10 protein-coding genes are annotated in these 13,664 nt (G+C 34.3%); 7 read left to right on the plus strand and 3 right to left on the minus strand.

Features of this window, described 5'->3' with window-relative positions; all coding sequences use genetic code 11:
* Window positions 1-872 (minus strand): hypothetical protein (locus EIG86_RS04680; RefSeq protein WP_205030460.1); only part of this gene is annotated, 872 nt, incomplete at its 3' end.
* Between the two features lie 328 nt (window positions 873-1,200).
* On the opposite strand from EIG86_RS04680, the gene EIG86_RS04685 reads away from it, so the two are divergent.
* Entirely contained in the window at window positions 1,201-3,642 is a 2,442-nt protein-coding gene (locus tag EIG86_RS04685; protein ID WP_127845001.1) for a DUF5686 and carboxypeptidase-like regulatory domain-containing protein, read from the plus strand.
* A gap of 104 nt (window positions 3,643-3,746) precedes the next feature.
* On the opposite strand, the gene panB is transcribed toward EIG86_RS04685, so the two are convergent.
* Window positions 3,747-4,565: a 3-methyl-2-oxobutanoate hydroxymethyltransferase gene (panB, locus tag EIG86_RS04690; RefSeq protein ID WP_127845002.1), complete on the minus strand. Its 819-nt coding sequence runs from the start codon at window positions 4,563-4,565 to the stop codon at window positions 3,747-3,749.
* Window positions 4,566-4,647: 82 nt separating this feature from the next.
* Between panB and EIG86_RS04695 the strand changes: the two genes are divergently transcribed.
* The 6 genes from EIG86_RS04695 to EIG86_RS04720 all read left to right on the plus strand — a co-directional run bounded on the left by EIG86_RS04695 (window position 4,648) and on the right by EIG86_RS04720 (window position 12,547).
* Window positions 4,648-5,820, plus strand: coding sequence for a GlmU family protein (locus EIG86_RS04695; RefSeq protein WP_127845003.1), 1,173 nt, complete (start codon window positions 4,648-4,650; stop codon window positions 5,818-5,820).
* Window positions 5,821-5,838: 18 nt separating this feature from the next.
* Complete coding sequence (locus EIG86_RS04700; RefSeq protein ID WP_127845004.1) at window positions 5,839-6,822, plus strand: acyl-CoA dehydrogenase family protein; 984 nt, start codon at window positions 5,839-5,841, stop codon at window positions 6,820-6,822.
* An 84-nt stretch (window positions 6,823-6,906) separates the two neighbouring features.
* Window positions 6,907-7,833 (plus strand): YihY/virulence factor BrkB family protein, encoded by a 927-nt coding sequence (locus tag EIG86_RS04705; RefSeq protein ID WP_127845005.1) that lies wholly within the window; start codon window positions 6,907-6,909, stop codon window positions 7,831-7,833.
* 44 nt (window positions 7,834-7,877) lie between these two features.
* Window positions 7,878-9,569, plus strand: coding sequence for an LIC_10190 family membrane protein (locus EIG86_RS04710; RefSeq protein ID WP_394342212.1), 1,692 nt, complete (start codon window positions 7,878-7,880; stop codon window positions 9,567-9,569).
* 166 nt (window positions 9,570-9,735) lie between these two features.
* Window positions 9,736-11,565, plus strand: a complete 1,830-nt coding sequence (rpsA, locus tag EIG86_RS04715) for a 30S ribosomal protein S1 (RefSeq protein ID WP_127845007.1) — start codon at window positions 9,736-9,738, stop codon at window positions 11,563-11,565.
* A gap of 145 nt (window positions 11,566-11,710) precedes the next feature.
* The gene (locus tag EIG86_RS04720) at window positions 11,711-12,547 is read left to right on the plus strand and encodes an alpha/beta fold hydrolase (RefSeq protein ID WP_127845008.1); all 837 of its coding nucleotides are present in this window, start codon (window positions 11,711-11,713) and stop codon (window positions 12,545-12,547) included.
* 425 nt (window positions 12,548-12,972) lie between these two features.
* On the opposite strand, the gene msrA is transcribed toward EIG86_RS04720, so the two are convergent.
* Window positions 12,973-13,623: a peptide-methionine (S)-S-oxide reductase MsrA gene (gene msrA, locus EIG86_RS04725; protein WP_127845009.1), complete on the minus strand. Its 651-nt coding sequence runs from the start codon at window positions 13,621-13,623 to the stop codon at window positions 12,973-12,975.
* Window positions 13,624-13,664 lie beyond the last annotated feature (41 nt).

The following is a 13,664-nucleotide window of genomic DNA, read 5'->3' on the forward strand; positions in this document are numbered from 1 at the left end:
ATTTGAACACCCGTTAAGTCAATAACTTGACCCCAAATGTTTTCAAAATCAGTCACATCAGCAGGATTATCAGTCACTAAAACTATGGCAATCTCGCCTGTTGCCAAAGTTGAAATATCTTGAACTAAATCAGCTGTAGTTGCATCTGCAGATTCATCATCATAATATAAATCACCTTGAACAGAAGCGTCATAAGCAACAGAGCCAGTGTTTTTAACTTCAAACCAATCGGCAGTTAAATCTGAACCAGATTGTCCTGAGAAAATTTCTGTAATGCTCAGCTCTACTTGAACAGTAGTTTGTTGAGGTGCAAGACCAAATCCATCAATTCCATCAGCTGCACTAGGCGTAGAACTTACTGTTTCAAAACGCTCGCTAGGATCGGTAAATCCATCAAGATCACCAGATGTGATGCCACTGATCAATTGAATATTTTGATTAGCTGTAGAAACACCATTATTAGCCCAGTTTGAACCTGGATCTGTTTCAGGTTCTCCGAAAACATCTGTAATCACATCTGCATATTTGACGACCAAAGCATCATCACCATTAAATGTAAATGATTTTTCAACAAAAGTAACGTTGTTGTTTGTGGCTTGCGTTTCCATATCAATGGTGCCGATAATCATCACAGCATTTGGTGACAATGTTCCTGCATCAACTGTGATATCTTCCGAAGGTGCCCCGCCATTTGTTCCTTTTTCAACCACTAAATTGTTAGCTGCAAAATCTAAGGTGGCGTCGGTGTTGTTCCAAATTTCAATACCTTTAGGACTTGTGCCTGAGTCAGTTTCTACATACTGACTAATGATTTGGCCAAAACCAAATTGGATACTGCAAAGTAGCAGTAAAACACTTGTAACTTTCTTCATAATTTATAGAGTTTAAATTTTTTTTGAAAGTAGCAGATGTTTTTGTTTTTGATTTTAGTTGAATGTGATGATAATACTATGTAAGCTTTAGGTCTACCTTAGAAATGAGTTAAGAAAACGACAGTTTTATAAAGCTAATGTTAAGCTGAGATTTAAATTGTTGGTATTTAGCATTTTATCAATAAGATAAATATTACTCTTAAATCCCGTGTGTTGACGTTTTTTTTTGAAAATAAAATCTTAAAATTGTTGAATTCAAAGTTGAATAGATACTTTGATTTGAAGTTCAATTAAAAGTTTGTGTTTTTAAAAACTATAATAATGTCTTATGAAATTCAAAATTTTAGTGCTGTGTTGTCTATTTGTGAATCAGATTTATAGTCAAACTGAGGTGTCTGGTGTCGTAGTTGACGCTACAAATCAATCGCCTTTGGCATTTGCCAACATCATATTCAATAATCAAAAATCTAAAGGAACGATTTCCGATATTGATGGGAAATTCAAATTTCGCACCAATGAAGACATCTCTAAAATTACTGTGAGTTATTTGGGATATGTCACTGAAAGTTTTAGTCCCAAACAGCTGAAAAATATCAGAATAGAGCTGACCAAATCTGAAGAAAGTTTAGACGAAGTTGTCATTACGAATGCTGAAAATCCAGCACTTGCCATCATCAGAAAAGTTATAGCCAATAAAGCCAAAAATAATCCAGAAAACTTGGGTGGTTTCACCTACAAATCTTACAATCGCACCGTTTTCGATAGTGAAGACAAGCAAACCCAAGAAGATTCGCTAAGAATAAGACTTCAGGATTCACTTAAAAAACCTGAATTCAGAAAAGCTTACGACACGCTGACCAAAACCGAAAAATTGACCAAAAGTTTAGACTTCAACATCATGCTTATGGAATCGGTAACTAAGCGTAAATTTTTGCCACCAGATTTAAGTGAAGAAGAAGTGATTGGGACACGCGTTTCTGGTTTCAAAAACCCGTATTTCGTGGCTTTAGCTACAGAATTACAGCCGTTTACGTTTTACGAACCGACCATAGATTTATTGGATATGCATTTCCTGAATCCAATTGCAGACGGAAGTATGAAAAAATACGATTACGTTTTGGAAGAAAGCATTCCTGTCGGAACAGATACGATTCATATCATTTCATTTTGTCCAAAACCTGATAAAAATATTGAAGGTTTAAAAGGTTTTCTTCACATCAATTCTAGGAATTACGGCATTCAAAATGTGGTAGCAGAACCCGATGAAGATTTGTTGATGACTTTGAAAATTCAACAGAAATACCAGTTTGTAAATGAGCAATATTGGTTTCCAGAACAACTCAATTATGATTTGAAACTGAACAGTTCTGGTGGTGCAGGTATTTTTGTGAATGGCAAATCTTATATCAGAGATATTGAACTTCAGCCAGATTTACAAAAAAGTGATTTTTCTGAAGTTTATTTGAAATACAATGAAGACGCCCCGCAAAAAGATTCAATTTTTTGGCAGGAAAATCGTGAAGAAAAGCTTTCTCAACGAGACCTGAACACCTATAAAGTGATTGACAGCGTGGGAAAAGAATTCAAGTTTGACAAGATCATCACATTATCCAACAAACTCTCCCAAGGACTCATTCCGTGGGGCAAATTTGATATTCCAATCGGTAGGCTGTTCAGTTATAATCGTTATGAAGGTTTCCGTTTGGGCGCAGGGATTCAAACCAATGAGAAGTTGATGAAAAACGTCAAAATCGGTGGCTACATCGCTTATGGTTTTGAAGATGAGACTTGGAAATTCGGTGGACATCTAGATTTTAAATTGAATCGTGATCAGGATATGTTTCTGACTTTGAATTTTCAAAACGATGTTCGTGAGATTGGAACTTCTGGAATGACTCGCAAAAGCTCTGTCCTTAATGATTTGCGAGATGTAATTGCTTCAGATATGGATCGCATTCAGCGATACGCGATTGAATTTGTGCGACGCGATTTTAAATATGCCACTTGGTTGGTAGGATTGTCCCGAACTCGAGTTTCTCCACAATATGATTATCTTTTTACCAATTCAGCAGGTTCATTTGGCGATTATTATAATACAGAAGCCACCTTTGGACTTCGATATGCGCATCGTGAGAAAATTGTAGATAATCAATTTCAGCGCATGAGTTTAGGAACCGATTACCCAATTTTCAATCTGCGCTATGCGCATGGATTCTCAGGAATTTGGGACAGTCAATTCGATTTTAATAAAATTGAAGCTAGCATTCACCAGCGGTTTTTTACTAAAAATTTTGGTAGCACCACTTACCGATTGCAAGCTGGCTATGTAGATTCTGCTTTGCCAATCGGCTTGATGTTTACTGGAGAAGGCAGCAATGACGACGATATTGCTATTGTGATGCCCAACACGTTTCAAACCATGTTGCCTTACGAATTTTTGTCCGACCGTTACGCGCATGTGTTTTTAACCCACGACTTTGGAAGTTTGATTTTTAAATCTGGTAATTTTAAGCCTGGAATTATCTTGCATCATAATCTTGGTTGGGGCGATTTGGCTAATCCACAACAGCAGAATTATGAATTTAATATCAAAGACCAAGTTTTTACAGAAGTCGGTTTAGAATTGACCAAAATTCTAAAAATTGAATATTTGGACTTGTATTATTTAGGTCTGGGAGTTGGCGGATTTTACCGTTATGGCGCGTATAGTTTTGACAAAACCAGCGATAATTTTGTCTTTAAAGCCAATTTGTCGATTAGTTTTGATTAACGGTTTAAAAAAAATCCAATTCTGATTATTTTGCTTTTTAAATATAAAAAAAGCGACTTATGAAGTTACTCAAAAGTCGCTGTAAAATATATTACCACTAATTTTTAATACTGTTCTTGATCGCTTGGGAATGCTTTAGACTTAACATCATCATTATATTTCTGAAAAGCTTCCGTCATGATGCTGTTCAAATCGGTATAACGACGTAAAAAACGCGGGCTGAATTCTTTATTCATACCCAACATGTCGTGTACAACCAAAACTTGACCATCTACGCCATTGCCAGCGCCAATACCAATCACAGGGACTTGAACGCTCTGGGCAACTTCAGCAGCAAGTTTGGCTGGAACTTTTTCCAAAACAATGGCAAAACAACCAATTCTTTCTAGCATCAAAGCATCTTCTTTGAGTTTTTCAGCTTCGTATTCTTCTTTAGCGCGAACAGTGTAAGTACCGAATTTGTAAATTGATTGTGGAGTTAATCCCAAATGTCCCATCACCGGAATACCAGCTTTCAAAATTCGTTTGATAGAATCTTTAATTTCTCGACCGCCTTCCATTTTTACAGCATGCGCACCGCTTTCTTTCATAATCCTAATGGAAGAACGCAAAGCTTCTTTCGGATCACTTTGGTAACTGCCGAAAGGTAAATCTACAACTACCAAAGCGCGTTTTACCCCACGAATGACGCCAGAGGCGTGATAAATCATTTGGTCTAAAGTTATAGGAAGCGTAGTTTCGTGACCTGCCATCACATTCGAGGCAGAATCGCCGACCAAAATCACATCAATGCCAGCTTGGTCTACGATTTGCGCCATTGTGAAATCGTAGGACGTCAACATAGAAATCTTTTCGTTATTCGCTTTCATTTCACCAAGCGATTTTACCGTAATTCTTTTATATTGTTTTTTGGCTACTGACATAATTTTCGTTTTATTTGAATGGCTAAATTAACTAAATTTAGCGTCAAACTAAAACACTTAAGAACACATTAAACATTCTCTTATGAATCCAATATTATTTGACGATCACCTCAGGAGTCAATTTCTGCCATTGACTTTTACCCGTCCAATTGCAGATTTAAGATTCGGAATTCTAAAAATTTCAGAAAAATGGGAAAAAGCCTTTAATTCTGAAATTTCATACCAAACTGAAAATTATTTAACTTCAAAATTTCCCAAAACTATTTCTTCTGAAAATGTGTATATCAACGCCAGATATTGCCCGAATTCAGCACTGATTTCTGCGATTCAGAATTTGAAAAAAGATGAGGTTTTGATGCATGGCGAAACTATTGTCGCTTATATTTTGGATAAGAATTCAACTTTGGATATTTCAAAACTGAACACCATTCCAATTCATTTTGAATTGCTTTATGTTGAACATATCACCGATTTGTTTTCCAAAAATCATCGTGCGATTGAAGCGGATTTTGAAATTTTAACAGCAGGCCGAACTTCTGAAAGTATTCCAGAAACGGTCACTTGTTTCAATAAAGAAAGAATTTTTGTTGAAAAAGGAGCCAAACTTTATAATGGCACGTTGAACGCAACAGACGGACCGATTTATATTGGCAAGGATGCTGAAGTCATGGAAAATGCTGCTATTCGTGGTCCTTTTGCACTTTGCGATCACGCCACTGTCAAAATGGGTGCGAAAATTTATACTGGAACCACCATCGGTCCACATTCTAAAGTTGGCGGTGAAGTTAGTAATAGTTTGATTCAGGGATTTTCTAACAAGGGACACGATGGGTTTTTGGGGAATTCCGTCATCGGCGAATGGTGCAATTTGGGCGCAGATACCAACACCTCAAACCTGAAAAATAATTATGCCAGTGTAAAACTTTGGGATTACGAATCCTCTCGATTTAAAGATACGGGACTTCAATTTTGCGGACTTATTATGGGCGATCATTCTAAATGCAGCATCAATATGATGTTCAACACTGGAACAATAGTTGGCGTGAGCGCTAATATTTTTGGTTCAGGATTTCCAAGAAATTTTGTGCCGAGTTTCAGTTGGGGCGGAAGCCAAGGTGTCATCACTTACAAATTGAACAAAGTTTTTGAAGTTGCTGATATTGTGATGAAACGCCGAAGTTTGAATTTAACTGAAGAAGATCGAACGATTCTGGAACATATTTTTGAAGCGACTTCAAGCTATCGTCGTGATTAAAATTTCACTAAACGCTTTATGAGAAAAATTACACTTGAAGATTATAAGAAATCAGAAATTTCTGAAGATTTATTGAGAGAATTATTTGAGCGGAATTGGTTCAAAATGTTTGTACCGAAAGACTTTGGCGGTTTAGAATTAGATTTGAAAACGGCTAGCCAACATATTACAGAAACTGCCGCGCATTTTGGTGGTTTAGGTTGGGTTTTGAATCTTGGTGCTGGTGCCAACTGGTTTTCAGGTTTTTTTGAAACCGAAGCGGCTAAAACTATTTTCTCGCCATCAAAGACCGTTATTGCCGGAAGTGGTTCGGAAAGTGGCTCATTCAAAGAGAAAAAAAATACGGTAATTTTAAACGGAAGCTGGTCAAAATGTTCAGGAGCGGCTCATGCCAATTATTTTAGCTTGAATGCTAAAAACGAAGATTCTGGAGCAATTTCATCTTTTGTTGTACCAAGATCTTCTGTGAAATTTTCAGATGAAAAATGGGAAATTTTTGGTCTAAAAAGCACATCTTCTTTGACAATACATTTAAAAGATGTTAAAATTCCTAAAAGTTTTGGATTTCAGATCAATTCAATTGAAAATCATTCTAATTATAAAGTTTTTCACATTCCATTTGAACAATTTGCGCGCGTTTGTATGTCATCCTGTTTTATTGGTATTGCGCAATGTTTTTTGAATACTTTAGAATCAGAACAAGTTTTTGGTGAAAATTTTGAAGTTGTGACTGAAACACTTCAACAAAAGATTTCAATGGCTATTCGAAGCCGAGATCAATTTGCTGAGATAATTCAAAATGAATCTGAAAAAGGAGTTTTGAAAAAAAATATCCAAGATGATTTGCAAAGCGAACTTGGTGAAGCTAATATTTCTATTTTTGATGAAATTCAACATTTATTTAAAAAAGGCGGATTGGCTTTAGTTGAAGAGACTGAAATTTGCCATTGGGCGTATCGAGATGTTTTAACCGCAATTCAGCATTATATGATGAAGCCTTAGAGTCTTTATGTTTCAGGTTTAAGATTTAGTTAAGTAAGTTTTGGAGATTATTCGTTAAACTTGAATTATTAAAATTATAATTCAATGCTGAAAACCATAAAACGGAAATTTAAAGCCTTTTTAGAGTTTAAATATACTAAAATTCTTGTGGATTCTGTTGAAGATTTCACTTCCAATCAGTCCATGAGTTTTGCAGCTGGAACTGCGTTTTATACGATTTTTAGTCTTCCCGCATTTCTGATTATTATTTTGAACATTGGAGCGAGTCTCTACAGCAAAACTGAAATTAGAAATGAAATTTTCGCTCAGGTTAGTAATATTGCGGGGGCGGATGCCCAAAAAACTTTGGAAAACATAATTGAAAATTTTGCAATAAATTCCGATTCTACTTTCGCTGCAGGAATCGCTATTTTGATTTTGATTTTCAGTGCAACTACGGTTTTTGCAAGTTTACAAAATGCCATCAATCACATATGGCATATCAAACCACAGCCTGAAAAAGGTTGGTTAAAGTTTGCAATCAACCGATTATTGAGCTTTTCCATCGTATTGTCTATTGGTTTTGTGCTTATTGTGTCTTTAATTTTGGATGCGATCGTTTCTTACGCATTTGGTAAACTCGATGAAATTATTGTCGATGTCAACTTGCGTTTGATTTCGATTGGAGAGTTGATTATTTCACAATTGGTTCTGATTGTTATTTTCGCTTTGATGTATAAAATTTTACCAGACGCCAAAGTGCGATGGAAAGATACTTGGATTGGTGCTTTGGTTACGGCTTTACTTTTTGTCGTCGGTAAGTTTTTGATCGGAATCTATATGGGAACCAACGATTTGAGTTCAACTTACGGTGCGGCAGGTTCTTTGGTTATTCTTCTGATTTGGATTTATTATTCAGTAGTAATTTTCTTATTTGGTGCACAAATAACCTATTATATAGCCAAAAATATCGGCGGCGGCGTAAAACCTAAAAAGGAAGCCATCAGAATAGAAGAGAAAGAAATTGAATAAAAATTAGCATATATTTGAGTTTCCATTTTTAACCAAAAAAATAGATGCTACTAATTATTATTTCCTGGTGTTATATTTTTTTTACACTTGTGAATTTTGGTTTTGTTGCAGTTAGTATTTTAAAAAAACCTTTAAAAAATAAACTCATACATCTAGTTCTGGGTTTGATTTCAATTTTGGTTTTAAGTCATATTTGGGCGTTTTTTTCAGGTTTTGGAATTGTATTTCACTTGTTTCTTTTACTTTCAAATATATCGATCAGTTGGTTATTTAGAAAACAGATTTTTCAGTTTTATAAGGAAATTCTACATATTCTAAGCCAATTTGCACTAAGTTATAAAATTTTGATTTTTATAATTTCTCTTTTGATTTTAGCAAAAAGTGCGTCTTTAGGACGTGTTTTGGATAATGAGAATTATTATGTGCAAACCATCAAATGGCTGAATGAATATGGATTTGTTGAGGGTTTGGCAAATCTGCATTTGTTTTTTGGGCAAAGTAGTGGATGGCATGTTTTGCAATCTGTGTTCAGTTTTCATTTCTTGAATGTTAAATTCAATGATTTCGATGCTTTTTTATTACAGGTTCTGAATATTTATGCTTTGAAAACTTTGTATTTTCAAAAAAAGTCATTTCAATTTTTAGTTTTTATTCCAGTTTTGAATTGGTTTATACTAGAATTTTGCGTGGTGCCTTCCCCAGACTTTGGCGTTATTTTTTCTTCAATTATTTTATGCTTCCTTTTTTTAAGATCGTTTACGAATCCTAAGCCTCAAGATTTTTATTTAGCTTTATTAGTTTTCTTAAGTGCAATGCTTATTAAGGTCACGGCTATTGGTTTGCTTGTTTTTCCCCTGGTTTTGTTTTTCAAATTGAAATCAAAATCTTTCAAATTTTATATTAAAACGATTAGCCTTGTTCTTGTTTTTGCTTCACTTTGGGTTGGAAAAAATTTAGTGATTAGCGGCTATCCATTATTTCCGTCAGATTCATTTAGTGAATTGTTCACTTTGAATCATCAAATTCCTGAAGCATTATATAATTTTTCACTTCGTAAAGAGAAATTGTTGGAATTTTTTGCAAGTACAAAAGAAGTCGAGTTATTATCAACTTTCGATTTGTTTTGGAAATGGCTTACGCATTCAAAAGTTAGTTTGATTTTCAATTTATCATTACTATTGTCTGTGATTGTAATACCAATTCTAATTTTACGTTTGAAGTTGAAATCAGCGATTTGGTGGATTTATTTGTCGTTCATCGCTCAGTTGGTTTTTTTAGCAATGACTTCACCACAATACCGTTTTGCGTTACACTATTTAGTTATTTTTGCGCTATTATTTTTGAGTCTCAGTCGATTCGCTTTAAAGTATAGATTGCTAATATTAAGTTTTTCGCAAATAGTGGTGATTTGGTTTTTATTGTTTCCAATTCGTTATGGCGAAATATCTTCAAAGAATTATCAATTAGAATCTGAGATTTTTCAACTGAAAAACTTTGTTGTTCCTGCACCAAATTCTGCCATAGATTCAGAATATGAAATCAAAAGAGTTGGCAATATGAATTATTATTCACCAGTTGAACCAGTTTATTTTTGGAGTACTGGCGATGGAGATTTACCGTGTGTCAATGAAAAACAACTTAAATATTTTAGTCATAAAATCAAGTATAGACCTCAATTGAAAGATTCTACGGAACTTTCAAAAGGCTTCTATTCAGAAAAAATTTCAGACGAATAATAAAATATTCATGTAAGTTTTTGATTTTCAAAAAATAGCTGTATTTTTGCACTCCTTTTGAAAGCAAAACAGGAAATTTCAAAGGATTGACTTTAAATGATTTAACCACTTCTGTGCGTTTTGCTTAATTTCCTGGACAAACAGAATACAAATTTTTAATCAGCATATGGCTGAAAACGAAAACAAAAACGAGCAACAATCTGTTGCAAACTCAGAAGAGCAAACTCAAACAATTACTGCTTCTGAACAACAACAAAATCCAAAACAATTTTTAGAAGATTTCAACTGGCACAAGTACGAAGAAGGTATTGATGAGGTTGACGATGAGCAGTTAGAGCAATTCGAAAAATTGGTTGAGGAAAATTTTGTAGATACTTTACACAATGAAGTTGTGGAAGGTAAAGTTGTACACCTAACCGAGCAGGATGCGATTATTGACATCAATGCAAAAAGTGAAGGTGTTATTTCTCTAAACGAATTCCGTTACAATCCAGATCTGAAAGTCGGTGACACGGTTGATGTGCTTATCGATGTGAAAGAAGATGCTGAAGGGCAATTGATTCTTTCTCACAGAAAAGCGCGCGTTATTCGTGCTTGGGAGCGTGTTAACAAAGCACAAGAAGATGGTACAATCGTTAACGGTTTGGTGAAATGTAGAACCAAAGGAGGAATGATTGTAGATGTATTTGGAATTGAAGCTTTTTTACCAGGTTCTCAAATTGATGTGAAGCCAATTCGTGATTACGATGCTTACGTTGGAAAAAATATGGAGTTCAAAGTTGTGAAAATCAACCATGAATTCAAAAACGTTGTCGTTTCTCATAAAGCTTTAATTGAAGCAGATATTGAAGAGCAGAAGAAAGAAATTATCGGTCAACTAGAAAAAGGTCAAGTCCTAGAAGGTGTTGTTAAAAACATTACTTCTTATGGTGTATTTGTTGATCTTGGTGGTGTTGATGGACTTGTTCATATTACAGATTTATCTTGGTCAAGAATTAACCATCCAAACGAAGTGGTTGAATTAGATCAAAAACTGAATGTTGTAATTCTTGATTTCGATGAAGATAAAACAAGAATTCAGCTTGGTTTAAAACAATTGAGCAAACATCCTTGGGATGCTTTAGATGAAAAACTAAAAGTTGGTGATGTTGTTAACGGAACAGTTACAGTTATCGCAGATTACGGTGCATTCATTGAAGTTGAAGAAGGTGTAGAAGGCTTGATTCACGTTTCAGAAATGTCTTGGAGTACACATTTAAGATCAGCACAGGATTTTGTAAATGTTGGTGATAAAGTGGAAGCTAAGATTTTAACTTTAGATCGTGATGACAGAAAAATGTCTCTTGGTATCAAGCAATTGACACCAGACCCATGGACAGATATTACAAATAAATATCCTGTAGGATCTAAGCATACTGGCGAAGTTAGAAACTTTACAAACTTTGGTGTATTTGTTGAACTCGAAGAAGGTATTGATGGATTGATTTACATCTCTGATTTATCTTGGACTAAGAAAATCAAACACCCATCTGAATTCTGTAAAGTTGGTGACAAACTAGACGTTGTCGTTCTTGAACTAGATGTTGATGGACGTAAATTGAGTTTAGGTCACAAGCAAACAGAAACTAATCCTTGGGATAAATACGCAGATGAGTTCGCTGTAGGTACAAAACACACAGCAGCTGTTACAGAAATTGTTGACAAAGGTGCAACCGTTGAATTCAATAAAGATGTGACTGCTTTTGTTCCGCAACGTTATCTTGAAAAAGAAGATGGTAGCAAGCTTGTGAAAGGCGAAGTAGCTGAATTTATTGTCATCGAATTCAATAAAGAATTCAAAAGAGTTGTAGCTTCTCACACTTCTATTCATAAAGAAGAAGAGGCTCAGATCGTTAAGAAAGCGGCTAAAAAGTCGGAAGACGAATCTAAGAAAACAACTTTTGGTGATGCCAATGCAGAATTGCAAGCACTTAAAGATAAAATGGAAAACAAATAATTTCCTTTTTAGAAATATGATGATTAAAGCCCATTCAATTGAATGGGCTTTTTTTTTGCCTCACTTTAGCGAATCAGGTTAAACTTTTTTTAATCTGATGCTGAATTAGAACTATTTTAATAATTTAGATGAAAACATTATAATTATGAGTCAGATTAATACATCTTCATTAGAAAAACAACAAGCTGTAAAACTATTTTATCAAGATTACGGAGAAGGACAACCAGTTATTTTAATACACGGTTGGCCTTTGAGTCATAAAATGTGGGAATACCAAGTTGAAACTTTGGTTGACGAAGGATTCCGAGTCATTAGCTACGACCGACGTGGTTTTGGTGAAAGTACAAAACCTTGGAGTGGATACGATTATGACACCTTAGCAAAAGACCTTAAAGACTTGATTGAAGAATTGAAACTCGATGATGTCATATTAGTTGGATTTTCTATGGGTGGAGGAGAAGTTGCCAGATATGTCGGAAAATACGGAACCAGTAAACTATCAAAAGCAGTTTTAGTAAGTGCGGTTACACCGTTTATGCTTAAAACTGATGAAAACGATGCAGTGGATGAATCTGTTTTTGAAGATATGAAAAAAGGAATATCCGATGACAGAGCTAATTTTTTCAAAGATTTTGGAAAGAATTTTGTGAATTTTGAAAATTTCAAAGACACAAGAATAAGCCAGGCTATGGTAGATCTGAATTGGAATATAGCAATGCAAGCTTCTCGCAAAGCCACATTAGATTGCGTAGATAGTTTTGGAAAAACAGATTTTAGAACAGATTGCAAAAAATTTGATATTCCGACATTAATTGTTCATGGCGATAACGACCAGATTGTGCCCTTAGAAGTTTCCGGAGAAAAAGCAGCGGATATTATTCCGAATTCTAAATTAGAAATTATCCAAGATGCCCCACATGGACTTGTATTTACACATCCAGAAGATTTCAATTATATTTTACTGGGCTTTATTAAAAACTAACTCACTAAAATACATTTTCTTAAAACCTCTTTTTTTAAAGAGGTTTTTTTGATTTATAGCTAACTGTATTCAGAATACTCCTTATTCATCATCATTATTGTGAATGATTCTAAATAGTTAATAGATTAAAAAATTAAATTTTTTTCATTTAAAATATAAAAAACTGATAAACAAGAGGTTATTTTAATTTATAAATATAATAGTGAAAATTTTTCATTTTTTAGATAGATATATGAAGTTAAAAATTACGGTTGAACCGTAATAATTTTACGGTCGAACCGTAATTCAAACTCTATCTTTTATCTTTAATTTGTAAATGCAATTGTTATTAAGTCATCTATTAGCAATTGTTCTCATATTTCTTAATAAATTAACGCCGCAAGTTTTACTTTGCGGCGTTTCTTATTTCAATGAAAATTCATGTATTATCGTTCAGATTTTGGTTTGAGTAATTCAGGGAATTTAGCTTTGAACCTATTGAATCTCGGAATAGAAACATTTTGAATATACCGGTTGTTAGGATTATTTTCCTTATAGCCTTGGTGGTTTTCTTCAGCCATCCAAAATTTATCGAATGCTTTGACTTCAGCAGCAATAGGTTTTTCATATTCTTTGGATAAACGTTTTATTTTTTCGTCAATGATTTCTTTTTCTTTAGAATTTGTGTAAAAAATAATTGAACGATATTGAGAACCGATGTCTGGACCTTGTCCATTTTGCTGTGTTACGTTTTGAGATCCAAAATAAACATCAACTAAAGTAGAAAAATCTATCACATCTGGGTTGTAAATAACCTCCACAGCTTCAGCATGACCAGTTCTTCCAGTATTGCTAGATTGATAAGTCGGGTTTTTGGTATGTCCGCCAGAATATCCCGAAAAAACTTCTTCTACACCTTTTAAACTTTCATAAATAGTTTCTACGCACCAGAAACAACCACTAGCAAAATAAGCACGTTCATATTTTTGATCATCAAAACTTTCTGATTTGATTTTGGATTCACTTTTTTGATTTTGCGCCTCGGAGCATCCAAAGCTGAGTAAAGCAATGAGTGAAGCATAAACAATTGTTTTCATAGTTTTTGTTTAAAATTAAAATTTATTCGGTGGTTTTGTAT

Source organism: Psychroflexus aestuariivivens, from assembly GCF_004010055.1.
Lineage (GTDB): Bacteria > Bacteroidota > Bacteroidia > Flavobacteriales > Flavobacteriaceae > Psychroflexus > Psychroflexus aestuariivivens.

Excerpts from the sequence above, each read along its gene's own strand:
- EIG86_RS04685 (WP_127845001.1), top strand. The coding sequence starts at position 1,201 with ATGAAATTCAAAATTTTAGTGCTGTGTTGTCTATTTGTGAATCAGATT.
- panB (WP_127845002.1), bottom strand. The coding sequence starts at position 4,565 with ATGTCAGTAGCCAAAAAACAATATAAAAGAATTACGGTAAAATCGCTT.
- EIG86_RS04695 (WP_127845003.1), top strand. The coding sequence starts at position 4,648 with ATGAATCCAATATTATTTGACGATCACCTCAGGAGTCAATTTCTGCCA.
- EIG86_RS04700 (WP_127845004.1), top strand. The coding sequence starts at position 5,839 with ATGAGAAAAATTACACTTGAAGATTATAAGAAATCAGAAATTTCTGAA.
- EIG86_RS04705 (WP_127845005.1), top strand. The coding sequence starts at position 6,907 with ATGCTGAAAACCATAAAACGGAAATTTAAAGCCTTTTTAGAGTTTAAA.
- EIG86_RS04710 (WP_394342212.1), top strand. The coding sequence starts at position 7,878 with ATGCTACTAATTATTATTTCCTGGTGTTATATTTTTTTTACACTTGTG.
- rpsA (WP_127845007.1), top strand. The coding sequence starts at position 9,736 with ATGGCTGAAAACGAAAACAAAAACGAGCAACAATCTGTTGCAAACTCA.
- EIG86_RS04720 (WP_127845008.1), top strand. The coding sequence starts at position 11,711 with ATGAGTCAGATTAATACATCTTCATTAGAAAAACAACAAGCTGTAAAA.
- msrA (WP_127845009.1), bottom strand. The coding sequence starts at position 13,623 with ATGAAAACAATTGTTTATGCTTCACTCATTGCTTTACTCAGCTTTGGA.